Below are 24,297 nucleotides of genomic sequence, written 5' to 3' on the forward strand. Positions count from 1 at the left end.
GTCTCCGTCGCCAAGGGCGATCCAAAAGAGTGGTGATAACTTTGCAGCCGCGAGGCTCAACCGGGCCGCAACAGCCGTTCAACCTCGTTCATCGGCAAGACATGCCCGACCAGCGGCTGCGACTCGTCCGGCTGGGACTGCTGCCAGATGGCGAGAATGCCCTCCTCAAGTGTCAATGTCGACACATATCGGCTCGAACCGGTCCCGTACGGCGAAACGAACAGCGGAGCCAACCGCGAAAGGCGCTGCATGTCGCGGGTCGGTAGCGGGCCGCCGACGAACGCACCGCCCAGTTCTTCACAGGAGTACCCGCGCGGTCTGCGCCGGGCATTCGGGTTCTCGTCCAGTTTGCGCAGGCACTCTGCGCCGTCATAGAAGTAGACGAAGCGCGGCGGGCCGTCGGCGAATGCGCCCAGTGCCGGAACCGCCAATCGCCCCGTCACGCGCGTCGCGGCGATGTCCCAAGTCGGGCCGCGAGACGCAGCCTCCCAGTCAACGATGTCGAAGGGCGAGGCACCCGAACGCCGGATGGCAAGCCCGGTATTGCTGGACGCCCACGTGAACGGATGCGAGCAGAAGATGAGCCCCGTATCGCCATCCGGCATGTTGAAGACGGATGGATCCTTAACGTGCAGGTATTCGGGCAGATCGTGGTTCGCAATCACCGGTTCCATGCGTGCGGGGTCAAGGCTGCTCACTGACGGCGCCGCGATTCGATCAATCGACCAGACGCCGGTGCCGGGCTTCTGATACTCGGCCAGACCGTCGGGATACGGGATGTCTTTCTCGGACGAGACGAACAGCTCGATGGATCCGTCCAGCAAGGCGTGAAGCGATGTCCCCTCGATCGACACCACCTCTGCTCCGGATTGGCTGAGATCGGCCTTGCTGAAGCTGACAATCTTGCGGAAGGTCCGGCCGCGATCTTCCGAGGCGAACACGGCGCACTCCAGCCCGCGTTCACCCGCGCCCAGCCCGGTTCGCGAATCGCCGTAGTTGCGGTAGCGTCCGCTCAGCAGCAGCGTACCGTCGGCGAGCTGGATCAGGTTGCCGCCGCCAAACCAATGGCCCGTCGATGGACGGTACGCGGGAACCAGCACGCGGGCGCGCCCCTGATCGATCAGGGCGGTCAGGAACCGTGTAAGCGCGCGCGCCTGCACGTCGCTCAGGGCGTAGACAGTCGTTTGTGAAACGCTTATCGGGGTTAACCTCGGTTAGTGTGCTCGGCGTGCCAATCAACGACCACGCCGAGATAGTCCGTTTTGCGATTGAGCAGGCCGTCATACGCCGCTGGCAAGGCTTCCGGCGCGATCACATGTGTCGTGACAGCGTTTACGTCGACCCGCCCGTCGCGCAGGAGTTGGATCAAGTAGGCGAGGTTCGACTCGACGGACACCGGAATGCCGAGACCCGCATACGGAGGCAGGCGCCACTCCAGCGCGCCGCGGACCGTAAGCCAGCGCATGTGAATATCGCGGAAGGTCCGGTTCAGGTCGCCCGAATACGGCACGCGGGGAGATCCAAGCAGGATCACCTGTCCCGTGTCGGCGCACGCCGCGACGCATGTCTCGGCCACCGCGCTGTGCCCGACCGCCTCGACCGTAACTTCTGCACCGCGTCCATGTGTCAGTTCGCGCAAAGCCGCGAGCTGCTCCTCTGGCGGGACATCGATGACGTGCTCGACGCCAACCTGCAGCGCCCGGTCGCAGCGCATGCGGACCGGATCGAGACCGATGACGCGGAGTCCGGCATGGCGGTACAACTGCGCGGCAAGGTTGCCCACGACGCCAAGCCCGAACACGGCGACCGTATCGCCCGGGCGGCACTGCGTGAGCTGCGGGCCGTGGATGGCGACCAGCGCCATGCGCAGCATGACCAGTTGTTGGGCGGAGATGTCATCGGGGACCGGGTAGATCGCCGTGACCGGCTTGCCCGAGGCCATATCATCATAGAACTGATGCGACGCGTGCTTGCCAAAACAGAAGACGCGGTCGCCTTCCCGGACACGATGCACCGACGACCCGGCCCGCTCAACACGTCCGACCAGGCCATAGCCGGGCCGGAACGGGTACGCGTTCCAGCTTCCGGGCGTACACACTCCCGGCGCAGTCGCCGTATAGATCGCCAGCTCGGTGCCCGGGCTGACTACTGTTGCGTCGGCCGCGATCGCGCACGCCGTAGGGGGTAGGTCGTTCAAGTCAAAGGTTTCGGCCGCGATCTCCAGCCGATTCTGATCGGGCACGACTGCATAGCGGGATGCGACAGCGGTCATGTGCGAGCCACCTCTACCGGCATACCACTCAACGACGATTGTCGTGCGGCCTCCATCACCTGCACCTGCCGGCCAAGCTCGTCCAGCGTCACCGGCGCGGGCGCATCCCCAGCGATCGCCCGCCCCACGCCGGCGTAGAAGCCGCGATAGTCTCCGGGCGCGATCTCCAATTGACCTTCGATGGCCAGCCCGTGTTCACCGCCCAGCACGATGCGGCCGGTCTCCGGCGCGATGCTCCACGCCGGGTCGTTCGGATAAATCCCTGCGCGCAGCAGCGCCTCCTGCGGGTCGACCCCTTGCTTCTCGAACGCGCCGTTCGTGCCGCGCAGTGTGAAACGCGGCGCGCTCACGCCGTTGAGGACGTCTGTCTCAAGGACAATGTTGAGACCATTGCCGTATGTCATCAGCACGCGAAACGCATCGTCGACCGTGCACCCCAGCCGGTGAATCATGATCTGGGCGAAGACCGACTGCGGCATCCCGAAAAGCTGGAGCGCCTGATCGATCAGGTGCGGCCCGAGGTCGTTGAAGACGCCGCCCAATTCCTCGGGCCGGTCGCGCCACACACCCCGTGGTTTCGGTCGGAACATGACCCAGCGCGACTCGAAGTAGTGAACCGTCCCAAGCATTCCGCTGATCATCAACTGCCGTACGGCTTGAAAGTCGCCGTCCCAGCGCCGGTTATGAAAAGGAACTGCCAGCTTACCTGCCGCAGCGGCCGCGTGTTGGAGCGTATCCACCTCGCGGAGCGATACCGCCGCGGGTTTTTCAATCACTACGTGCTTGCCAGCCTCGAGCGCCGCAAGCGCATGGGGCATGTGCATACGGTGCGGTGTCGCGACCACGACCAGATCGACATCGTCAGCGGTGAGCACGTCCTCGACGGTCGGCACGATTCGCGTACCGGGCAGGGCCGCCTGCGCTTCCGCCCGGGTCGTTGCCACGACACGAACATCGAACTCGGACAGCGCGCGAAGGTACGGGACGTGGAAGCAGCGCCCGGCAAGCCCGTAACCCAAAACTCCGGTTCGAATTGGGGTCGTCATCCGTAAACCTCCGTGTTCATGTCGTGAGTGTCGCGCCCGTGGACACCGAGTCCCACGCAGCTCGAAGATGTGTCACACTGCGCCGCAGTCCGTCCAGCACGCGTTCGGTGCTGCCGAGGTAGGCGTTCGCTTCCAGTTCGATCATCACGCCGCCGCGATAGCCACCAGTGCGCAGACCGCCCAGCAATCGCGCCCAGTCCAGATCGCCTTCGCCCGGGATCCGGAACTCCCACCACGGCGCACGATTCTCGACGACACCTTGCGGGGCGGTTTCCTGATAGCGGTAAGGCATCGTGATCCCGTGTTCGGCCAGCACGTCACGCTTGACGTGGCTGTCTTTGGCATGCACGCTCAGGATGTGGTCGGCAAACTCGGCGAGCGGCGCATACGGGTCGATCATCTGCCACAGCAGGTGTGAGGGATCGTAGTTGAGGCCGAAGTTCGGGAAACTCTGCGCTGCGTCAAACAAAGGCCGCCACGTCGCCGGCCCCAAGGCGAAGTTTCCGGTGGCCGGGCAGAACTCGAGCGCGAACCGCACGCCGGTCTGCAGACCCTCCTCAAGCAGCGGCGCCCAGAAGTCAAGCGATGCGCGGATGTTGTCTTCCAGCGGCCAGTCTTTCCGGGCGCCGACCGACATGGTGATCTGCGGCACGCCAAGCAGAATCGCAAGGTCGAGGAGCCTGCGCGTCTCGCGCGTGAACTCAACCTGCTTGGCGCCGTCTGGCGTGAGGACGTTGCGCGCGTAGATCAACGAGGCGACTCGCACCTCCCCCTCGGTGACGACGCGCTTGAAAGCGGCGAGGTCGCGCTTGACCGAAGGCCCGACCTCCATGCAGGTCAGGCCGGCCTCACGGGCGATCGCGACGGCTTCGTCAATGGTAGTCGAACCGAGGCAGTTGGTGACGAACCCCCACTCGACCTGCGCCTCTGCGCTCACTTGAGGGCTCCCATCGTCATGCCGCGCAGGAGCTGCTTTTGCGTCAGCAGGTACACGATCAGCACCGGGATGACCGCGAACACCAGCGACGCTGCGAGAACCGGGTAGTCGATGAAGTACTCGCCGTACAGCTTGGCAAGGCCGGAGCTGAGCGGACGCAGGGCCGGGTTGGTGACCAGCGTATAGGACAGCGCGAACTCATCCCAGAAGAAGACGAATTGAAACAGGCCGACGGTCAGCAGGCCTGAGCGGCTCATGGGCAGCGCGACGTACCAGAACGTCTGCCAGATGTTTGCGCCATCGGTCAATGCCGCATCCATGATCTCGCCGGGCAGCGACTCGAAGAACGCGCGGAGGATAAAGATCGTGAGCGGAAGTCCAATGGTCGCGTATACGATCGGCAGCGTGTACGGCTGGTTGGTCATACCGAGCTGGCGCGTATTCAGGAACAATGGGATGAGCAGCACCTCGGCGGACAGGATCAACCCGGCGATGAACAAGTTGTAGATCGGCTCACGCAGCGGGAACCGGAAGCGCGCCAACGCATACGCCGCCAACGCCCCGACCGACAGGTTGAGCGCCAGCGCCGACCCGGTGATGTACAGGCTGTTGAACAGGTGCCGCCCAAGGTCGACTTCGTTCCACGCCTTGACGTAGTTGTCCACTGTGAACGACCGGGGCAGCAGAAAGATCTGGTATGTGTCGCGGAACTCGGAGACCGACAACGAAACGAAGTACATGAACGGCGCCAGCGTCATCGAGGTCAATAGGAACAGGATGACGTACGCGATGATTTTGATCGGGAGGGGGACTTCTTTCCAGCGCATCGGCAGCTCCTGTGTCGAATTTCGCCCGGGCGTGATCAGTCGATGCTGAACCGTCTGGTGAAGTAGCTCCGCACCAGCGCGATCACGACCAGCACCAGCAGGATGAGATTCGCCATCGCACTCCCTAAACCGAGATCGTTGTACGTGAACACGGTCTTATAGAGGTAAGTGTTGATGACTTCCGACGCATTGAATGGCCCACCGTTGGTGAGGATGAAGACCAGCGTAAACACGCGAATGGCGAGGATCGTGTACCAGATTCCAACGATCAGGATAATCGGGCGGATCAGCGGGATGATGACGTAGCGCACCGTCTGGAAGGTTGTCGCGCCATCGGTCGCCGGCGCGTCTTTGAGGTCCTCAGGAATGTCAAGCAGCGCCGCGCCGAACAGAATCACGCCGTATCCCAGCCAGCGCCAAATGAACACCCCGATTACAGAGATGAGCGCCAGATCGGGATTGCCCAGCCAATCTGCCTTGAGTGCGCCTAGCCCGACGGAATCAAGGATTTGGTTGAGTAAGCCATTCTGCGCACTGAACACGCGGGAGAAGGCCAAGCCAACCACGATCGAGGGCGTGACGACAGGCAGAAACAACATGATGCGAAAGATGCCTGCACCCGGCATACCGCTGTCCAGCATGAGCGCGAGGAACAGCGCCAATCCCATCATGATCGTGAGTGACGCGGCGATGAAAATGAAATTATTGCCGACGGCGTTCCAGAACAGCGGGTCGTCAAAAAGGATCTCGTAGTTCTCAAGCCCAACCCACTCCGGCGGGCGAAACCCGTTCCAGTTGTGAAAGCCGAGAAAGAAGTTATACGGGATGGCGAAGACTTCGATGATGAGGAACATCGCCAGCGCGGGAAGGATAAATAGGTATGCAGTCCGCGTGTTACTCCGCCGTACGGGTTGAGCCCGTTCCGCGGTGCCTGCTCTGACTCTAGAAAACCTCTTCAGCGACATTCGAATTTGCCACTCGATTCATCAACAGGGAGGGTGACAGCACGGCCCAAGGGGACAAGGAAAGCCGCCACGGCAGCTCTCCTTGTCCAACCCCACTGCGCATAGACTAACGCGCGCGGTCCGCAGCACGCAGGACATCGGCCGGGGCCGCCTGTCCCGTAATCACGCCTTGGATGACCTGCGCCATTGCGTCACGGGCAGCACGATCGAAGATGTCACGCGGCACTGCCGTGGCCTGGCCAGCGCACAACTGCTGAGTCACGTAATTGGCTTCGGGGAACGCCTCTTCGCCTGCCGGGCCCGCCGGACAGAGGCCGACGACCTTCACGGCCTCATCCTGCCCGTTGATCGTCACCCAACGGATGAAGTCGACCACGATGTCTTGATGTTCGGAGGACGCCGAAGCGACCCACGTCCCAGCCATACTGCCAAGTGCCGCCGGGCGAGTGCCTTCGCCGATACCCGGCACCGGGAACACGCCGATCTCAAACTCCGGTTCGAAACCGAGGATCGCGTTCACGGCCCAGTTGCCGATGAAGTAGATCGAGATGTCGCCCTCAGCAAAGAGTGCGTTCATCTCGTCAAGGCTCAGGGCTGTCACACCCTCGACCCAGATCTCGTTGTACGGCGAAATCTGCTCCATCAGGCCGATTAGCTCGTCGGTCTGCCAGTCCGCCTCGTCCAAGTCGGCCGCATGGAAGGCTTCTGGGTAGAGCTGCTGGCCCCAGTTGAAAAACAATGTGGGCGCGTGATCGTTGGCAGACGCCCAGTACGCTGCCGCGCCGTAACCCGCTTCGCGCAGAGCTGCCACAACGTCGACCAGTTCGTCCATCGTCTCCGGCACTTCGAGCCCGAGTTCTTCGAAGCGATCCTTGTTGTACAGCGCCTGAACGTTGTTGGTCGCCTGCGACATGCTCAGGATTTGGCCGTCGATGGTGAGGTAGTCGAGCGAGCTTGGATACAGCGCCGCTGCCCACTCCTCGTCCACGAATGGCGTCAGGTCCAGCGAAAGGCCGTTTTCGTAGAACGTCTTGACCTCGCCCAACGGCAGGGCTTCCCAAATGTCCGGGATTTCGCCACCGATGAGGGCCGCGGACAACGTTTGATCATAGTTGGCGCGCGGGATCAGGTTAATCGCGATCGTGACGTTGGGCGCAAATTCTGCCGTGTAGTCGGCGATCCAGCCCTCGTAGACTTCCAGCTTGTTGGCCGTCCACGTCCAAAGATTGATGGTCACCGGATCCTGTGCACCCGTCGGAATTCCAGCCAACAGGGCAAGAAGGATAGATAGTGCGACGATAAGCTTTATCGATTTCACAGGTCCCTCCCTATACTCCTACTTACTTCGTTGCGATCGTTCTACGGTCTTCGCTCGATATTATGCCGTACCTTTCTCCTCCTTGGCCGCTTACGTTGCAGCCCCTTCCCATTGTGTCGACCGGTAGACGTCGTCAGCGTGCATGACGACGACAGACAAACGAAATCGTTGACCGCGCGACCATTGCGCTGGAAGCCGCGCGGCCGCAGTACGCTTGACCACGGTCCCGCGTCTGCAGCACGATGGTGCTAGCTGAACAGCGCCGCCCCACCCCATATCCCCTCGTTGATCCCGAGCATCGATCGTGCGAGCCGAACACCTTCACCTTTTCCGAGGCTCGCGGCTGTTACCGTCGCCTGAACGGTCGACCACCAATGGCTCCCCGCGCGAGAGACGCCTCCGCCAACGACAACGCACGCGACGTCAAGCAGGTTGATGGCGTTGGCGATACCGATACCCAGATGGGCAGCGGCTTCCTTTAATACGGCAATTGCCAGCGGGTCGCCGGCATCCGCCGCTGACGCGACATCGACGGAGGTCAGATGTTCACACTCACACAAGCTGCTGGAACGATATTCGGGATGCGTCAGCAGTTCGAGTGCGCGACGCGCGATAGCCGGCCCTGCGGCAAGCGCCTCCAAACACCCTCGTCGCCCACACGTACAAACCGGCCCGTTGGAAACGATCTGCATGTGTCCGATCTCGCCGGCCATGCCGTGCGCGCCGGGAAACAGGTCGCCGTTGAGGACCAATCCGCCCCCGATGCCAGTACTGACAGTCACGTACAGCAAGGATTCGCAGCCCTTGCCAGCGCCAAATCGCCACTCGCCCAGCGCCACCGCGTTGGCATCGTTGGCGATACGAATCACGTCCACACCGAATGCACTGCCGAGCCGTTCCGCCAACGGGAAATCCTCCCATCCAGCGACGTGCATCGACCGCAGAATCCTCCCGTCGAGGACGTGACCGCCAAACGAAACGCCGATGCCAACGATCGGTTCGGTTTGCTCAAGCCGACGCGCCAGCGCGGTCATCGCAGAAAACGTCGACTCCGCGCCACCCTCGGCGGGTGTATCGGTGCGCAGCGCATGCACAAGCGTACTTTGTTTGAGGTTGACCACGCCCGCGGCCAACTTCGTACCGCCGAAGTCGAGCGCGAGGACATGCTGCGGAGGTTCGGTCATCTCGTCAGACTCGATCGAAACACGTCCACCCAGTAGTGCAAAATCGCGACGTGCGCGGTCTCGACAATCCCGTAGTCACGGCTTGGTACGACCATGCACACATCGGCTTCGGTCTGCATCATGCCGCCATCGATGCCGGTCAGCGCAGCGACCATGCCGCGCTGTTCGCGTACCCAGCGGCTCGCATGTACGATGCTAGGAGAACTGCCACTTACGCTGATGGCCAGCAGCATATCGCCCGCCCGCCAGAGCGACTTGAGCTGCTCGGTGAATACCACTTCGTAGCCGACATCGTTCGCCCACGCGGTTAGAGCCGCGATGTTGTCCGTCAGCGATACGATTCTCACACGGCGCTGATCGGGTGCTGTGACGCTCTGCTTGGTCAGGTCCAGCGCAAACGCGGTCGCCGTGGTGGCGCTTTGTCCGTTGCCGATGACGAAGATCGTGCCACCGCGCTTATAGGTGGTGAGCAACAAGGCTGTGGCCGCGGCCACGGCGTCGCCGCGCACGGAGTCGAGACTGGCAGAAAGCTGACGAAAGTAAGTGTAGATCGGAGGCGCGACCATAAAGGTTGTATCACAATTCACTTCGGACGAGCCGCAAACATTACAGGAAAATCGTTTGCATTACCTGCTATCGAGAATAGCCCGCGCCATGCGACTTGTCAACTACTCTCGCTCAAAAGATCGCCAGATCGGGCGCGGTTGACGACGGTCCGGGGACATGCCTATAATCGAATGCAACCGATTCAATAAGCCCAACGAATATGTCTCAACGCAAAACCGTCACGATTTCGGATGTCGCACAGGCGGCGGGCGTCTCGCCCGGCACGGTCAGCAGAGTCTTGAATCAGCGCGGCAGCGACGTCAAGATCAGTGAATCGACACGCCAGCAGGTGCTCGAGGCCGTGCAGCGGCTGGGCTACCGGCCAAACCTGTTTGCCTCGGCATTACGCACGCAGCGCACCGGCGTCATCGGCGCAATCGTCCGCGACATCAACGACCCGTTCTTCGGTCTGCTCACGCGTGAACTTCAGCAGGTCGCACGTCATGCTGGCTTCGAGCTGCTGCTGGGGCACGCTCAGGACGATCTCGACATCGCCGAACGCCAGCTTGCCGTGATGACGAATTGGTTCGAGGGTGTGCTCTTGATCGGCGACATGGCCGGCGATCAGGAAATCATCGCCCGTCTGAACGAGTCGGATACACCGTACGTCAGCATCGCCCGCGGCATCAACGGCGACGGTGCGTTCGTCAACATTGATGACTCGACCGGAATTCGCCAGGCCATGGATTACCTTGCCCGGCTCGGTCACCGTCGTGTCGCGTTCGTCGGCACGTTGGAGCGCGTGGGTATTCACAGCCGCTTCGTCGCATATCAGGAGTACGTCGCTAGTCACGACTTCGTCTGGCATCCGGACTACGTGCGATCGTGTGCCAACGGCCGCGAACAAGGAAACCATGCGGCGCTCGCATTGCTCAGGCTTCCCGAACCGCCTACGGCGATCGTGTGTGCGACCGACTTGCTTGCAGTCGGCGCGATAGCAGGGGCCTGGAGTGTAGGATGGCGGGTTCCGGACGCAGTCTCGATCATCGGCTTTGACGACATTGAGGAAGGCGCGAGCACATTCCCCCCGCTGACGACCATCCGGCAACCCGTACGAACCATGGCGAGTGCAGCGCTCGAGCTGCTCACAGCCTTGATGAATGACGATGATCTCGCTATGGACGAATCGCACGTGCTGATTGGGCCGACCCTCACCGTCCGGCGGTCGTGCGCGCCTCCCGCTTCCTAGGCACAAGCTGCCCCAACTGCGCGACAACCTGACAAGTCGGCTGCCCCACCATACGCCGTCGGTCGAACGGTTTCAGTGGTAAGATGGCGAGATAGGCGACACGGCCGTCACAGAATTGACCTGCTGACAACCTGAGGACGAGCATGGCTAATTCCCTTCGTGTGGCACTCGAGACCGGACCCAAAGGCAAGAGAGTCGTGGCTATGGCGCCCGATTGGCCTGGTCTTGAACGCGGCGGAAAGACTGAGAAATACGCGCTTGAAAGGCTGCAATCCTATCGTCCACGTTATGCCAAAGTGGCGAAGCTAGCCGGGATGAGCAACGAGTTTGCAGCGGCCACCGACATTGAGGTTGTGGACACCTACGTGGGTACCCCATCGACCGACTTCTGGGGCATTTCGTTTGCGTTCTCCAAGTTCGACACTCAGGCCATGTCGAACAGCGAATTGGAACGCGAACTCGCCTTGCTGCAGGCCTGCTGGGCGTTCTTCGACGACGTGCGATCGCGCGTGTCGGCCGAACTGCAAGCAGGGCCACGCGGAGGCGGGCGCAACCGTGACCGGATCGTCCGTCATACCCTTCGCGCAGAGCAGGATTGGGCGACCAAGGTCGGCATCTCTATCCCCGAGGATGATGAGATATTGACCGACGAAGCGCTGAAAGCGTATCGCGAAGACTACTGCAGTGCGATTCGCGAGTACCACGCGCAAGGCAAGTTGGCCGGCAAGGTGGCGAAATGGCCGCTCCGGTTTCTGATCCGGCACTCTGCGTATCACATGTTGGATCACGCTTGGGAAATGGAAGACAAGGACCTGACGGGTCGCTGACTGTTGCTGTCTGCGGGTCAATAACGGCAGAAAGACCGATAAATTGCGCCCGGCCGCACCGCCGATGCCACTCATGCTCCACAACGAACTGGTATGTAGCCGGCCGGTTGTGGTGAGTCGACTCGGCTCCAGCCGACATGAAGAAGTGTCGAACTTCGTACCCTGACCGGGCCGGCAGCACCCAGAGCGTAGCCAGCGCATACATCAAGAGAGGCGGCGATCGTGTGTCGCCACCTCTCGCGGTATTGTGCAGCGCACCATGCCCTATCAGGCGCACTTTGTTCGCTGGAGCTGCTTACTCGGCCGTTCCCCGCGCGATGACGGCATTGGCGACCTCATGCGCGAGTGCTTCACCGGCGACGATGTCGCTGCGGAAGTGGATCCCAGCCCAGAGCCTTGCCTCCCCCGCCTCATGCGCTGCGCCAATCACTTCTTCGGTGTTCACCGGGAAGTAGTGAGCCAATACAGCAGCAACCGACATGGAGTGACACGAGTGCGCCGAGGGGTAGCTCGGGTGATTCGGCGTTGGGAAGACAGTCGTGTAGGTCGGGTCGTACTGGAACGGCCGAATCGCCCAGTATGTGTATTTCGCGTTGAAGCAAGCGATCTGCGCGTCGTAGCCGGCAACATTCATCAGCGCGTAGACCTGTGCGGCCATTGGCGCGTTGTTGTCCCAACGGGCTTCCAGGATCATCCGGCTGGCCGTGTCGTTCCAGATCTTGTTGTTGAAGCGCGCACCGGCCCCGTATTCCGCGTACATCGCTTTGACCGTAGTGACCGGCGTGCGTTGGAAGTTGCGCAGTTCGTCCATCTCAGCGGCCAGTTGATCCGAGTCGAAGGCGGGCGGGGGCGCTGGGCGGAACTGCTCAGGTGAGGACAGCGCCCATGTTTGCCAATGCGCTGACTGCGGCGCAACCGGATTCTCACCCGTCCATCCCGTCGGATCGGTTGGCACGGTCCCGGTCCACGGCTCGGACGACCCATCGGCTTGACCACGCGCGATGGCCAGTTCGGCGACCTGCCTGCCGAGTTCCATCCCGGCCTCGACATCGCTTGGATATTCGACGCCGGCCAGCAGGCGAGAGTTGACCGCCGCCTGCGCCTGCGTTTCGAAGTACTCGGCGTCTTCCGGGAAAAGCCACGCGAGCACGGTGGACGCCGCCGCCGCGGTCGCCGCGTACTCGGATGGATACGACGGACTGGGTGGGTTCGGGATGACCGTCTCCAAGCTGCCGTCGACCTCACTGGGCCGCGAACGGTTATACGCGTATTTGCTGTCCCATGCTGCGACCGTCGCGTCATAGATGCTGACGTGAACGAGCGTCAGAACACGGCTGGACGAAGCGCCCGGAATGGCGCGCTTGCCGATCGCACCCATCGTAATCTGGTTCCAGCGATACGACGGCGGCCCCGCATTCCAGTAGGTGATCTGCTGTAGGGCGGCCTCGTCGCGCTCGCCAGCCATGGCCGCAAGCTCGGCGATTTCGTCCGCTGTTGCGGCGTCATCCTGCGGCGCATCCACGCGCAGTTGATCGGCCGAGTCCAATAGCCAAGTCGGGTATGCGTCGCCCACCCGCCGGTTCGGCGCCTCGTCTTCCATTGCGATCGCCGGTACGGCGACCATCGATATGCTCAGGAACAATGCCAGAACACCAATCAATAGTGCAGTTCGTCGGACACTCATCGCGTTCATCTCCCTATGGTTGCCATATGCAGCGCGCTACTGAACGAGTCTGCTGTCCGACGACAATTGCCCGGATTCACGATCTAGGCTTTCGCAGCCGGACCAGCATTGCACGACAGCCTACCGGCAAATGGGGCGAACTGTAGTCACCCAAAGGGAGAATTTCTCGACCAGAGTGGGCGAATTATGGAAGGAGATACGACTCGCGGGCGCGCTGTACCGCGCCAGTGCGATTGGTCGCGTCAAGCTTGGCGTAGATGTGCTGAATGTGCTTCTTCACCGTGCTGACCCCAATGAAGAGCCGCTTGGCGATTCCGTGGTTGGTCAGCCCGTCTGCGATGAGGGCGAGCACTTCCAGTTCGCGGGGAGACAATGGATCAGGGAGCGATAGCCTGACGTGTCTTGTCGCGACGCTGTCTGGGCCGGGAAATTGCCTTCGGATTTCGATCATCACATCATGCAAGTTAAGCTGCTTGCCACGCGTCCAAGCCGCCGCAAATTCCTCCGATCCAACGGTCTGTTCCAGCTCGCCCCGAAGACGTGCCAGCAGCGGCCACTGCTTCATCCAACTTGACTCTGCAATTGGATGTGATAGGGCTAAAGCCAACATTTCAGCTGCGCGGATCGGATAGCCCTGATGTGCGAGTATGATGGAAGCAACAGGCAAGCTGGCGATTTCCCCAACCACCCCTTGGACGTTGCTAAGATACCGAAGTGCAGTCGAGAGCTGGGCACGCGCCTCTTCATACTGTCCCAACCCGCAAAAGGCGACGGCCAAGCCCCACGCCGCAGACTTTTGGATGTCGTCATGTGTCGTGGCGGCAACCGCTTCCAGACACAGCCTTCTGCCTTCGACATACTCCCCGTTCATGCTGGCAAGCAGGCCGGTTGTAGCGAGCCCCAAGCCGATTGGCGAGGGATAGCCAATTTCGGTTCCGAGCCTAATGGCCTCGACAGCGGCGTCATGCGCTTGAGGGAAGTCGCCTCGGAAGAAGTAGACCTTCTGACCGAGATAGCCGTAGCCTGTGGCAACCATCGCCAGATTGCCCATCTCCTGACCAAACTCGACTTGTTCCATCCATAGGCGTTCTGCTTCCGAAAAGTGCCCTAATCGTCCCTCATGCAATGCCATCAGGGCCAATGACCATCCTATTCCGACATGATCACCGATCTCACGCTGTAGACGCAGAAGCTCGTCAGTACGAACTTTCTTTCGTTCCCAATCTTCTTGGTGGTCGAATGTCACGCGGCTAAAGAGTGTCCGTGCGGTACCATAGGCATCGCCGAGTTGGCGGTAGATTGACAGGCATTGCTCAAATAACCGTACCGCCTCTGTATATTCTTGGTGGGCATATGCCACGTAAGCCGTTTCATACAAACAGAGGGCAATCTCTGCGCGGTCATTGTATTTGTCGGCAATCGTAAGTGCCGTTTCAAGGCGCGGTCGGGGATCGTTATCACGACCCGACCGCGCAAGCAGGCGACCCCACAGACGCTCTTGAGGTTCCCCCTGCTGATGAACGCAGCGTTCTGCGGCGTACAGAAAGAGCGCATTACATTCGAGTACGCGGTGCCCGTTGCGCGAATACGTGAACAGCCCATCAATCATCTGCTCGACATAGTCCATGCGCCCGTGTTCTGCTGCCCACATCCACGCTCTTCGCAAGTTCTCGAAGTCGGTGTTGATCTCGGGGATTGCGACGATCTGTCGGTGCCCCTTCAAATCCTCGACTCGCTCCTGAATGAAAGTTGCGTAGTAAACGCAGTGGTTCTCACTTGTGCGTGAGTCGGCCCCTGCGGCTTCGAGTTTCTCTTTCGCAAACTGTCGTAGAAGATCATGAAGATCGTAACGGCCGCGGTCATCGGTCTGCACGAGTGACTTGTCAATCAATGCAGCAAGATCTTGCAGCGTGGCACCTGCCACTTGCTGGGCGGCATCCATCGTGAACCCGCCACGAAATACCGATAGGGCGCTGAAGCGTGCTTGGTCACCCTCAGCTAACAAGTGCCACGAGTGTTCGAATACGGCGCGCATACTTCGGTGACGATCCGGCATGTCGCGCTGTGAGGTTGATAGAAAGGCCACACTGCGCTGGATTTCGTCACCAATGGCCCGTGGATTCAACGTCCGTGTCCAGCTTGCCGCCAGTTCCAGCGCCAGCGGCATCCCGCCGGTCAGCCGACAGATGCGCCCAATCTCGTGCTTGTACAAGTGCGGCGAGAAATCCGGCTTAACCCGCTGCGCTCGTTCGACGAAAAGCTGCACTGCCCCGTACCGATCGAAGTCCTCCAATCCACCATCAGGCGGCGTGTCCAGCCCTCGTACCGGCCACAGATACTCGGCTTGCAGGTGAAGTGGCTCGCGTGATGTGACCAGAAGTTTGACATGCGGTGCACCGTTCAGGACATCCGTAACAAGGCCAACACCATCCAGTAGATGCTCGAAGTTGTCGAGGATCATAAGGATCTTCTGCCCGCGCAGGTATTCAACGAGCTGTTGCGCGTCGGTGCTTCCATGGAGCTGCAGCGGAAGCATTTCGACTATTGTCGTGACTAAGTCGTGGAACGAGCGTAAAGGCTGGAGCAGAACAAGATAGACGTCATCGAAAAGTTCTTGTCGTCGGGCAACCTCAATCGCAAGCCGTGTTTTCCCGATGCCGCCCGGACCGACCAGAGTCAACAGGTGACAGTCAGGCGCTCTCAACAGCGCGATTATTCTTGCAATCTCATCTTCTCTCCCTAGGAACGACGTTGGCTGCGATGGGAGGTTGAGGCGCGTCGTCGGTCCTGCCCTCATAAGCGGCCCCGTGCCTTTCAAAACCGCCGGGAACGGCAACCCCGTCTTGAACGGGTACTTACACATTCCCAGCTGTGCTCTGATCATTGCATTATACTGAACTCTACAGATGGCGTCGCTGTAATGCCCACAGCTAAGACGACACCCGCTAAAGGATGGGGAGTGAGAATCGGACTCGGGGAGGGCCGCATAGGCATCTGCCGTTTGCTGCACAGCACTGACGGCAGACGGTTCGCCATAATGCGGTAAAATGGTGTGAGGTTTGTCGAGGTGAAGTCGAATGCCGCACACCATTCCACGGGTTACCGTACAAGACCTCCGGCAGATTCCGGCGTTCGAAAAGCTGCCTGAGGACGATCTAAACGCATTGTCTTCAGTCATCGTCACGCGCCACTACACACCCGGGCAGATCATCTTCCTCGAAGGGGAAAAGTCTCGGTCGCTCTGGTTTGTGCTGGAAGGTCGCGTCAAGATCATCAAGCAGTCCGAGAGCGGACGTGTTCAAGGGCTGTGTATGATGGATCGCGGCAAGTGCTTCGGAAGCTGCCCGCTGTTCAGCATGAATCGAAACCCGGCAACGGCTGAGGCCCTTGACGACGTCACGCTCTTCGTCATCCCGGCCGATACCGTCGCGTCGCTGACCGAGCGCGATCCCAAGCTGGTCAAAGCCCTCACCCACATTTACAGCCAGCGTCTCCAGCACCTTGCAAAGGTCAGCGAGGTGTTGGGCTCGTGGACCGTTGCTGACCGCATCAACGACTGCCTCCTGACCTACGCCAGCCCGGCGGAGGGCGCGGACGCCTACGTCGAGCTCACCCACGAGCGGCTGGCGGCGCTTGCCGGAACCGTTCGTGAGGTCGTGACACGTCATCTCAATGTGCTAGAACGTCATGGCGCCATCCGCAGTGAAAACGGGCGAATTACGATCTTGAATCGCAGTGCTCTGGTCCCACCTTGCAGCTGCGATGACGCACAACCGCATCCGTAATGTGACTTGGATCACATTACAACCGCACGGTGTTCCCGTACGATTAGGTCACATCAGCACAGGACAGCGATGCAGGCAAGATGGTCAGCGGAGCGATATTGTCAGATATCAAGCTCGCTGCCGAGCTAAGTCCACGCACGCAGCGCACGATTGCAGAAAAAGCTGTGCAGGCGGATTACGAGCCCGGTATCGAACTCTACCGACAGGGAGACCCTCCCAGCCCGGTACATATGCTGCTGTCTGGACGGGTTAAGCTGTATCGGCAGTCGCGGGATCGCTGCCAGATCCTTGCCCTGCCCTCCGCTGGCGATAGTATCGGTGCCGAATCGCTTCCCACCGGCGGCACCAGTCCATACACCGCAACGACCCTCACCCAAGTGCAGGCACTCGTGATCTCAACCGAAGATCTTCAAATGCTGCTCGACGAGCTGCCCGACTTCCAGGAAGCATTCTTGCGCTTGATTACCGAACGCCTCAAGCAGTTCGTCACGCTGGTCCACGACCTCGCCTTCCGCGACGTCACCTCGCGGCTGGCGATGGTCCTGGTCGCGCGCGCCGAAGTCGAAGGCCGGCCACAGGATGGCGGCGTCGTCTTCGATCGACTGCTGTCGCAGCAGGAATACGCGGATGTCGTCGGGACAGCGCGTGAAGTCGTCTATCGCACCTTCAAACGCTTCGAAGACGATGGTCTTGTGAGCCTGTCTCGCCGGCACATCCTTATCCGCGACCTCGACAGCTTGCGGCTGATCGGACAGCAGGAAGCCCGCTAGTCCGCACATTGTGAAATTCGCCACCCGCATGTGACTTGGGTCACATCTGACTTGCACATCTCGATTGATGATGAAGATGCGGAAGTACTGCAATGGCAGTACGACAAGCGCGCATCCGTAACCGCATCATCAGGGAGATTTCAAGAGATGTCCGGTCGAATACCTTCTTCAAGAGTTGTAGCACTAGGGGCGATCCTCTTCGCGGTCGTCGTACTCGCGGTGGCAGTCGGGCCGAGCGCACTTTCCAGCGCGCAGGGCGATAGCACCAATTGGCAGGTGATCGCGGAAGAACGCGGCCTCACCGAAGCAGACCTGCGGGCCGCCGTAATGACATACACGCCAAGCGGCGTGCTCGACCCGTATGTCATGTTCGCTTCTGGCGGGCACAGCGGGCAGATGTTCGTGATCGGTATGCCGTCGATGCGCCTGCTGCGCACCGTCGCGGTGTTTACGCCGGAACCGTGGCAGGGCTATGGCTTCGGGGCTGGCGAAGAGGTGCTCGCCGGTGGCGACATCAACGGGCGGCAGGTCCGCTGGGCCGATACGCACCATCCGGCGCTGAGCGAGACGAACGGCGACTACGACGGTCAATGGGTCTTCATTAACGACAAGGCCAATGGCCGCGTGGCGGTGATCGACCTGCGCGACTTCGAGACCAAGCAGATCATCAACAACCCGCTCTTCCTTAACGATCATGGCGGCACCTTCGTCACCCCCAACACCGAGTACATCATCGAAGGTGGCCAATACGCGCAGCCGCTCGGCACTGATTTCGCGCCGCTGAGCGACTACGAGAGCAGCTACAAAGGCATGATCACGTTCTGGAAGTTCGATCGCGAGGCTGGGCGGATCGATCCCAGCCAGTCGTTCGCGATGGAACTGCCGCCGTACTGGCAGGACCTGTGCGATGCCGGCAAACTGGTTTCCGACGGGTGGGTGTTCTGCAATTCGATCAACACTGAATTGGCGACAGGCGGCATCGAGAAGGGCAATCCGCCGTTCGAAGCTGGCGTCAGCCGCAACACCACCGACTTCATGCACATCATCAACCTGAAGGCTGCCGAAGCGGTGTACAAGGCGGGCAATACCGTCGAAGTCGCCGGCATGCAGGTGATCCCGCTGGACACGGCCGTTGAAAACGACCTGCTGTTCTTCACGCCGGAGCCGCGCAGCCCGCACGGCGTCGACATCGCCCCGGGCGGCGACTTCATCGTCGTGTCCGGCAAGCTCGACCCGCACGTAACGATCTACAGCTTCCAGAAGATCATGGACGCCATTGCCGCCGGAACCACCGAAACCGATCGATATGGCGTGCCCATCCTGTCCTATGAGAGCGTCCTCGAAGCGCAGGTCGAAGTCGGCCTCGGGCCGCTGCACACGCAGTTCGGGCCGGACGGCTACGCCTATACCAGCCTGTTCCTCGACAGCGCCGTGGCGCGCTGGAGCATCGGCGCCGAGGGTTATCGCCCGCAGGATGGATGGTCGCTGATCAGCAAGGTGCCGGTGCAGTACAACGTCGGTCACATCGCGGCTGCCGAAGGCGACACGGTCTCGCCTGACGGTCAGTTCCTCGTCTCGCTCAACAAGTGGTCGGTCGACCGCTTCCTGAGCACCGGCCCGCTGCTGCCGCAGAACTTCCAGTTGGTCGACATCGGGCAGGAAGGCGACACGCTGCAAGTCCTGTACGACATGCCGATCACAGCCGGCGAACCGCACTACGCGCAGATCATTAAGGCGGACAAGCTGGCGCCGTGGGACGTGTACCCCGAGGTCGGCTGGAACCCGCTCACGCAGTCGGTCGACCCGAACTCGGTCACGCAAGGCACCGAGGGCGTCACTCGCGAGGGCAACGAGGTCACCGTCCGCATGACGGCCGTCCGCAGCCACTTCACGCCGGAGCACGTCGAAATCCAAGCCGGCGACAAGGTGACGTGGACGATCACCAACGTCGAACGCGCACGCGACGCCACGCACGGCTTCTCGATCCCCTACTACGGGATCAACCTGAGCATCGAACCGGGCGAGACCATCACGTTCGAGTTCGAAGCCACGGAACCGGGCGTCTTCAGTTGGTACTGCACTGAGTTCTGCTCGGCGCTGCACCTCGAAATGATGGGTTACCTCACGATCCAGCCGTAACAGGCGGCTCCCCCCGGACGGGACAGGCGCATGGGGCCTGTCCCGTCCCCCCGGGGAAGCAAACCACTGTGTCGGTAGGGAAGAGAGAAGAGAATGGCTACGCAGACCATGAACCAAGAACACGTTTACCCGCAGAGTACGCAAGCCACGGCGGCATCGTCACGTTTGGTGCGATGGCTGCCGACCGGCATGCTGCTGATCGCCGCCATACTGCTGGTCGCGTCGATCGCGTTCCCCTATTGGGGGTTGGTGCTCGAAGCACCGCAGTACCCCGGAGGCTTGGAGATGCGCGTATTCATCAACTACATGACGGGCGACGAAGATCCCCGCCTCGATGAAGTGCGTGAGATCGACGGCCTGAATCACTACATCGGCATGAAGTCGCTGTACGACGCTGCCACGGTCGAGCGCGCCATCGCAGTTCCGGGCGTGATCATCATGGTCGTATCGCTCGCGGCCGTCGCGTTTGTTCGCCGTCGCTGGCTGTGGTTGTTGGCTGTCCCGGCGATCGTGTTTCCAGCAGTGTTCCTCGGCGATCTGGCCTACTGGCTCAACCACTATGGTCAGAACCTCGACCCGTATGCTCCACTTTCGAGCGCGATCGGGCCGTTCACGCCGACCATCCTCGGCGAGGGCATCATCGGTCAGTTCCGTACCGTCGCGTACGTCAGCCCGGGCTGGATCATGGCTGCCACGGCTTCCGTTCTAGTGCTGGGCGCACTGCTGATCCGGTGGTTCGAACACACGCGAACCCGCAGGGGGCAGTAAGCCATGACGTTGAAGCGGATTGCCCCCGTATTCTCGCTGATCGCGCTGCTCGGGCTTACGATCGGCGGCGCGCACGCGCAGGCAGACAGCGTCCTAACTGTCGCTCCGGGCGCGGCTTACGAGACCATTGACGCCGCGATCGCCGCTGCCTCCGACGGCGACGTGATCGAAGTGCGCGGCGGTCAGTTCGACGCGCCGCTGCTCATCGACAAGTCGGTCACGCTGCGCGGCGTCGATCAGCCCGTGATCGATGGTCATGGCGAGGGCAGTCTCGTCCTCATCGCGGCGCCGGACGTGCGATTCGAGGGCTTCACAGTCCGCAATTCGGGCGCGAACGTCAACCACGAGGACACCGGTATCGTCGTGCAGGCCTCGCGGGTGACACTGGCCGATAACCGGGTCGAAGATGTCTTGTTCGGCATCTACTTCGCGGAGGGCCACGACGGAATCTCGCGCGGCAACACCGTCCGCTGCTATGACCGCGAACTCGGCCTGCGAGGCGACGGCATCCGGGTGTGGTACAGCAATCGTGTCACGATCACCGGCAACACGGCCATCAACTGCCGGGACACCCTGATCTGGTACGCGCAAGACATATTGATCGAAAACAACGTCTTCCAAGATGGCCGCTATGGGCTGCACTTCATGTACAGCAGCCACGCCACTGTCGAGAACAACACGTTCGAAGGCAATTCGGTCGGCAGCTACCTCATGTACTCTCAGCACCTCACCATGCGCGGCAATCACATGGTGGAAAATCGTGGGCCGAGCGGTTACGGCATCGCGCTCAAAGACATGGACTACGTCACTCTGCAAGACAATCTGCTCGTCGGCAATCGAGCTGGCATCTATATCGATAACTCACCAGCGCTGTACGGAATCACGAACTCCGTAACCGGCAACTTTGTCGCCTACAACGACATCGGCATAGCCGGGCTGCCGTCGACAGCGCGCAACGACGTACGGAATAACACCTTCCTTGAAAATACGCAGCAGGTGAGCGTGCTCGGGCGCGGCAATCTGCTGGCAAACACATGGTCGCAGAACTTCTGGAGCAATTACGTCGGCTATGACGGCGACGGCGACGGGATCGGCGACGTGCCGTTTCGCGCCGAGAAGCTGTTTGAAAGCCTGATCGACGGCGAACCTGCACTGCGGCTGTTCCTTTACAGCCCGGTCAGCCAAGCCATCGACTTCGCCGCGTCGGCGTTTCCATCGCTGCGCCCCGACCCGAAAGTCATCGACGAAGCGCCCGCCATGCACTACGCCATCCCCGCCGCCGCAGCGCAGTCCGCCCAAAGCGACGGACTGGCCCTGCTCCTCGCGGCAGGCGCGCTGATCGTCCTTGGCAGCGCCGTAGTCGTCTTCGGCATCGGCATCCAGCGCGGGGCTAGCCGCACGCGAAACCCCGTGAGTACATCGCAACATTTGACACCGGAAAGCGGGGCATCATGATTACTGCGAGCAACCTGACCAAGCGGTACGGCAAAGTCGCCGCTCTCAACGACGTTTCGTTCACCATTGAGGCAGGCGAAGCGGTCGCACTATGGGGCGCGAACGGGGCCGGCAAGACGACGACCCTGCGCTGTCTGCTGGGCGTGCAGGGCTTCGAAGGTTCGCTGACCATCAACAATATCGACGTGCAGCGGCACAGCAAAGCGGCGCGGGCAGCCATTGGATACGTGCCGCAGGAAGCCACGTTCTACGACATGACGGTCAACGAAACCGCGCAGTTCTACGCCCGCTTGAAGAAGGCCGATCCACATCGTGCCGCAGAGGTGCTGGAACAGGTGCAGTTGAGCGAACACGCCGGCAAACGCGTGTCGATGCTGTCCGGCGGCATGAAGCAGCGCCTTGCGCTGGCCGTCGCGCTGCTGGCCGATCCGCCAGTGCTGGTGCTTGACGAACCGACCGCCAATCTCGATGTCAAGGCACAGCGCGACTTCATCCGCACCATTCAGAGCCTCAATCATGCCGGTAAGACGATCGTGTTCTCCTCGCACCGGCTTGACGAAGTGGTCGCGCTCGGAACGCGCGTGCTGGTCCTGTCCGAAGGCCGCCTGATGCTCGAATGCCGTCCGCATGAGCTGGCGAGCAAGCTCGGCCTGCACCGCTGGCTTCGGCTTTGGGTTCCGGTCGAACACAAAGACAACACGCTGAACGTCCTCGGCCAAAACGGATTCACCACCATGCCCAACGGCACCAGCATCTACGTTCAGGTCAATGCCGACGGCAAGATCGCCCCGCTGCGCTCGCTTCAGCAGGCCAGCATCCCGGTCGAGGACTTCGAGCTGATCGACGGCGAATTGATGCCGCAAGGAGACAGCCATGCTTGAGTTTGCCAACGTCCGTGCCATAGCTCGCAAAGAACTGCGGGACGCCCTGCATAACCGCTGGTTTCTGGTGTTCACGATCGCGTTCGCCGGGTTGGCGCTCACGCTGTCGACGCTGACGCAGCCCGGAAGCAGCACGTTTCGCGCGATGAGCTACAGCCGCACCGCTGCCAGCCTGATCAACCTCGTGCTGCTGTTCGTCCCGCTGATCGGCCTGACACTCGGCGCGGCGAACATCGCCGGCGACCGCGAGACCGGCGCGCTGGCCTATTTGCTCGCACAGCCCGTCAACCGCGCCGAAATCCTGCTCGGCAAGTACGTCGGCATGGCGTCTGCGCTGCTGGCGACGTTGACGCTGGGCTTCGGTGCCGCGGGTTTCGTCCTCGCGCTTCAGCTCAGTCTGCAAGATGCCGGTGGCTACCTGCTCACCGTCGCGCTGGCCTACCTGCTCGCGCTGGCGATGCTGAGTCTGGGCTTCCTCATGTCCATTCTGGCGCGCAAGACAGCAACCGCGCTTGGCGGCGCGCTCTTCCTGTGGCTGCTGCTCGTATTCATCGGCGACCTCGGCATTATGGGCACAACCGTCTCGATGCGGCTGCCGATCGAGGCCGTCTTCTTCGTTTCCGTGCTCAATCCGCTGCAGATGTTCAAGATCGCCTCGATCCTGTCCGTTCAGGCCAACCTCGAAGTGCTCGGCCCGGCGGGTCTCTACGCAACAAACCAATTCGGCGCGCTGCTGCTTCCGCTGCTGGTCGCCGGATTGCTGGCTTGGGTTGTCATTCCGCTGGCTGCCGCTGTGCGCTTTTTCGGCCGACAGGAACGGTTTGTTATGAAAGCGAGCACCCGATGAAGACGCCGATCACCGTACTCTGTGCCGCTGCGCTGACGATCGCGCTCGCTGCATGCGGGCAGTCGAACGGTTCATCCGGCGCGGCGGTCGACATCGATGTCGCCGTGCGGGCGGAACCGGAACAACTGGCCGTCGGTGAAACCACCCTCGTCGTCACGCTTACGGACGCGACCGGCGCGCCGGTTGACGGCGCATCGGTCCGCGCCCATGGCGACATGGATCACGAAGGCATGGAGCCTATCGACGGCGAGGCCAGCTCAGGCAATCACGGCGAGTACCGCGTGCCGTTCGCATGGACGATGGGCGGTGGCTGGATCGTCACCGTCACGGCCAAGCTGTCGGACGGCTCGGAAACCTCGCAGACTTTCGAATTCTTTGTTGAGGCGATTTCCAGCGAGAGCGTCATCAACCGGCAAAGCACGTCCTCGACGGATGGCAGCGCCGTCACGATCGCCTATCAACCCGACAACAACCCCGCCCTTCTCGGCGATTCGACGGTGACGATTGTTGTGACCGACCACGCCGGCGCGCCAATAACCGATGCCACCGTGTCGGTGCGCGGCGATATGGCGCATCACGGCATGATGCCGTCGACCGGCGAGGGGTCGCACCACGACGACGGGCATTACGTCGTCCCGATTCAGTGGACGATGGTGGGCGACTGGCAGGTCACGGTGCACGTCACCTTGCCCGACGGGCGCATTGGCGAGCGCGTTTTCGACCAGCAAGTCGTCATTGAGTAAATCGGGCGCCGCCTGTAATTGCGAAGCAGGCACGTAACACGCGACAACGGAGAG

The 24,297-nt window shown here is 61.3% G+C and carries 21 protein-coding genes; 10 read left to right on the plus strand and 11 right to left on the minus strand.

Annotated elements, in window-relative coordinates; genetic code table 11:
• Window positions 1-56: 56 nt before the first annotated feature.
• From IPM16_11070 to IPM16_11110, 9 genes are all read right to left on the minus strand, one after another.
• On the minus strand, window positions 57-1,160 hold the full coding sequence (locus IPM16_11070) for an exo-alpha-sialidase (GenBank protein MBK9123643.1): 1,104 nt from the start codon (window positions 1,158-1,160) through the stop codon (window positions 57-59).
• A 44-nt stretch (window positions 1,161-1,204) separates the two neighbouring features.
• Entirely contained in the window at window positions 1,205-2,272 is a 1,068-nt protein-coding gene (locus IPM16_11075; protein MBK9123644.1) for a zinc-binding alcohol dehydrogenase, read from the minus strand.
• Window positions 2,269-3,318: a Gfo/Idh/MocA family oxidoreductase gene (locus IPM16_11080; protein MBK9123645.1), complete on the minus strand. Its 1,050-nt coding sequence runs from the start codon at window positions 3,316-3,318 to the stop codon at window positions 2,269-2,271. Before IPM16_11080 ends, IPM16_11075 begins: the two co-directional genes overlap by 4 nt.
• A 16-nt stretch (window positions 3,319-3,334) precedes the next feature.
• Window positions 3,335-4,255 (minus strand): sugar phosphate isomerase/epimerase, encoded by a 921-nt coding sequence (locus IPM16_11085; GenBank protein MBK9123646.1) that lies wholly within the window; start codon window positions 4,253-4,255, stop codon window positions 3,335-3,337.
• A complete protein-coding gene (locus IPM16_11090; protein ID MBK9123647.1) occupies window positions 4,252-5,082 on the minus strand; it encodes a carbohydrate ABC transporter permease in 831 nt (276 codons plus the stop codon). The genes IPM16_11085 and IPM16_11090 overlap by 4 nt, the downstream gene beginning before the upstream one ends.
• A 35-nt stretch (window positions 5,083-5,117) precedes the next feature.
• Window positions 5,118-5,936 (minus strand): sugar ABC transporter permease, encoded by an 819-nt coding sequence (locus IPM16_11095; protein ID MBK9123648.1) that lies wholly within the window; start codon window positions 5,934-5,936, stop codon window positions 5,118-5,120.
• Window positions 5,937-6,153: 217 nt separating this feature from the next.
• Window positions 6,154-7,365, minus strand: a complete 1,212-nt coding sequence (locus IPM16_11100) for an extracellular solute-binding protein (protein ID MBK9123649.1) — start codon at window positions 7,363-7,365, stop codon at window positions 6,154-6,156.
• A gap of 248 nt (window positions 7,366-7,613) precedes the next feature.
• Window positions 7,614-8,549, minus strand: coding sequence for an ROK family protein (locus IPM16_11105; GenBank protein ID MBK9123650.1), 936 nt, complete (start codon window positions 8,547-8,549; stop codon window positions 7,614-7,616).
• Complete coding sequence (locus IPM16_11110; GenBank protein ID MBK9123651.1) at window positions 8,546-9,115, minus strand: SIS domain-containing protein; 570 nt, start codon at window positions 9,113-9,115, stop codon at window positions 8,546-8,548. Before IPM16_11110 ends, IPM16_11105 begins: the two co-directional genes overlap by 4 nt.
• A 200-nt stretch (window positions 9,116-9,315) precedes the next feature.
• Between IPM16_11110 and IPM16_11115 the strand changes: the two genes are divergently transcribed.
• A complete protein-coding gene (locus IPM16_11115) occupies window positions 9,316-10,344 on the plus strand; it encodes a LacI family DNA-binding transcriptional regulator (GenBank protein ID MBK9123652.1) in 1,029 nt (342 codons plus the stop codon).
• A 143-nt stretch (window positions 10,345-10,487) separates the two neighbouring features.
• The gene (locus IPM16_11120) at window positions 10,488-11,171 is read left to right on the plus strand and encodes a hypothetical protein (protein MBK9123653.1); all 684 of its coding nucleotides are present in this window, start codon (window positions 10,488-10,490) and stop codon (window positions 11,169-11,171) included.
• Window positions 11,172-11,466: 295 nt separating this feature from the next.
• On the opposite strand, the gene IPM16_11125 is transcribed toward IPM16_11120, so the two are convergent.
• Window positions 11,467-12,855, minus strand: a complete 1,389-nt coding sequence (locus IPM16_11125; GenBank protein ID MBK9123654.1) for a phosphatase PAP2 family protein — start codon at window positions 12,853-12,855, stop codon at window positions 11,467-11,469.
• A gap of 184 nt (window positions 12,856-13,039) precedes the next feature.
• Entirely contained in the window at window positions 13,040-15,718 is a 2,679-nt protein-coding gene (locus IPM16_11130; GenBank protein MBK9123655.1) for a hypothetical protein, read from the minus strand.
• 214 nt (window positions 15,719-15,932) lie between these two features.
• Between IPM16_11130 and IPM16_11135 the strand changes: the two genes are divergently transcribed.
• From IPM16_11135 to IPM16_11170, 8 genes are all read left to right on the plus strand, one after another.
• The gene (locus IPM16_11135) at window positions 15,933-16,640 is read left to right on the plus strand and encodes a Crp/Fnr family transcriptional regulator (protein ID MBK9123656.1); all 708 of its coding nucleotides are present in this window, start codon (window positions 15,933-15,935) and stop codon (window positions 16,638-16,640) included.
• Window positions 16,641-16,738: 98 nt separating this feature from the next.
• Complete coding sequence (locus IPM16_11140; protein MBK9123657.1) at window positions 16,739-17,410, plus strand: Crp/Fnr family transcriptional regulator; 672 nt, start codon at window positions 16,739-16,741, stop codon at window positions 17,408-17,410.
• 147 nt (window positions 17,411-17,557) lie between these two features.
• Window positions 17,558-19,549, plus strand: a complete 1,992-nt coding sequence (gene nosZ / locus IPM16_11145) for a Sec-dependent nitrous-oxide reductase (protein ID MBK9123658.1) — start codon at window positions 17,558-17,560, stop codon at window positions 19,547-19,549.
• 93 nt (window positions 19,550-19,642) lie between these two features.
• Complete coding sequence (locus IPM16_11150) at window positions 19,643-20,317, plus strand: cytochrome C (protein ID MBK9123659.1); 675 nt, start codon at window positions 19,643-19,645, stop codon at window positions 20,315-20,317.
• A gap of 3 nt (window positions 20,318-20,320) precedes the next feature.
• Window positions 20,321-21,772 carry a nitrous oxide reductase family maturation protein NosD gene (gene nosD / locus IPM16_11155; GenBank protein ID MBK9123660.1) on the plus strand — a complete coding sequence of 484 codons (1,452 nt, stop codon included), beginning with the start codon at window positions 20,321-20,323 and terminating at the stop codon, window positions 21,770-21,772.
• Complete coding sequence (locus tag IPM16_11160; GenBank protein ID MBK9123661.1) at window positions 21,769-22,653, plus strand: ABC transporter ATP-binding protein; 885 nt, start codon at window positions 21,769-21,771, stop codon at window positions 22,651-22,653. The genes nosD and IPM16_11160 overlap by 4 nt, the downstream gene beginning before the upstream one ends.
• A complete protein-coding gene (locus tag IPM16_11165) occupies window positions 22,646-23,500 on the plus strand; it encodes an ABC transporter permease subunit (GenBank protein ID MBK9123662.1) in 855 nt (284 codons plus the stop codon). The genes IPM16_11160 and IPM16_11165 overlap by 8 nt, the downstream gene beginning before the upstream one ends.
• Window positions 23,497-24,243 carry a FixH family protein gene (locus tag IPM16_11170; GenBank protein ID MBK9123663.1) on the plus strand — a complete coding sequence of 249 codons (747 nt, stop codon included), beginning with the start codon at window positions 23,497-23,499 and terminating at the stop codon, window positions 24,241-24,243. The genes IPM16_11165 and IPM16_11170 overlap by 4 nt, the downstream gene beginning before the upstream one ends.
• The last annotated feature ends 54 nt before the right edge of the window (window positions 24,244-24,297 follow it).

It is taken from the genome of Candidatus Flexicrinis affinis (assembly GCA_016716525.1).
Taxonomy (GTDB): Bacteria; Chloroflexota; Anaerolineae; order Aggregatilineales; family Phototrophicaceae; genus Flexicrinis; species Flexicrinis affinis.

Excerpts from the sequence above, each read along its gene's own strand:
- IPM16_11150 (MBK9123659.1), top strand. The coding sequence starts at position 19,643 with ATGGCTACGCAGACCATGAACCAAGAACACGTTTACCCGCAGAGTACG.
- IPM16_11130 (MBK9123655.1), bottom strand. The coding sequence starts at position 15,718 with ATGTGTAAGTACCCGTTCAAGACGGGGTTGCCGTTCCCGGCGGTTTTG.
- IPM16_11115 (MBK9123652.1), top strand. The coding sequence starts at position 9,316 with ATGTCTCAACGCAAAACCGTCACGATTTCGGATGTCGCACAGGCGGCG.
- IPM16_11090 (MBK9123647.1), bottom strand. The coding sequence starts at position 5,082 with ATGCGCTGGAAAGAAGTCCCCCTCCCGATCAAAATCATCGCGTACGTC.
- IPM16_11170 (MBK9123663.1), top strand. The coding sequence starts at position 23,497 with ATGAAGACGCCGATCACCGTACTCTGTGCCGCTGCGCTGACGATCGCG.
- IPM16_11075 (MBK9123644.1), bottom strand. The coding sequence starts at position 2,272 with ATGACCGCTGTCGCATCCCGCTATGCAGTCGTGCCCGATCAGAATCGG.
- IPM16_11135 (MBK9123656.1), top strand. The coding sequence starts at position 15,933 with ATGCCGCACACCATTCCACGGGTTACCGTACAAGACCTCCGGCAGATT.
- IPM16_11120 (MBK9123653.1), top strand. The coding sequence starts at position 10,488 with ATGGCTAATTCCCTTCGTGTGGCACTCGAGACCGGACCCAAAGGCAAG.
- nosZ (MBK9123658.1), top strand. The coding sequence starts at position 17,558 with ATGTCCGGTCGAATACCTTCTTCAAGAGTTGTAGCACTAGGGGCGATC.
- IPM16_11080 (MBK9123645.1), bottom strand. The coding sequence starts at position 3,318 with ATGACGACCCCAATTCGAACCGGAGTTTTGGGTTACGGGCTTGCCGGG.
- IPM16_11095 (MBK9123648.1), bottom strand. The coding sequence starts at position 5,936 with ATGTTCCTCATCATCGAAGTCTTCGCCATCCCGTATAACTTCTTTCTC.
- IPM16_11110 (MBK9123651.1), bottom strand. The coding sequence starts at position 9,115 with ATGGTCGCGCCTCCGATCTACACTTACTTTCGTCAGCTTTCTGCCAGT.
- nosD (MBK9123660.1), top strand. The coding sequence starts at position 20,321 with ATGACGTTGAAGCGGATTGCCCCCGTATTCTCGCTGATCGCGCTGCTC.
- IPM16_11165 (MBK9123662.1), top strand. The coding sequence starts at position 22,646 with ATGCTTGAGTTTGCCAACGTCCGTGCCATAGCTCGCAAAGAACTGCGG.
- IPM16_11160 (MBK9123661.1), top strand. The coding sequence starts at position 21,769 with ATGATTACTGCGAGCAACCTGACCAAGCGGTACGGCAAAGTCGCCGCT.
- IPM16_11105 (MBK9123650.1), bottom strand. The coding sequence starts at position 8,549 with ATGACCGAACCTCCGCAGCATGTCCTCGCGCTCGACTTCGGCGGTACG.
- IPM16_11125 (MBK9123654.1), bottom strand. The coding sequence starts at position 12,855 with ATGAGTGTCCGACGAACTGCACTATTGATTGGTGTTCTGGCATTGTTC.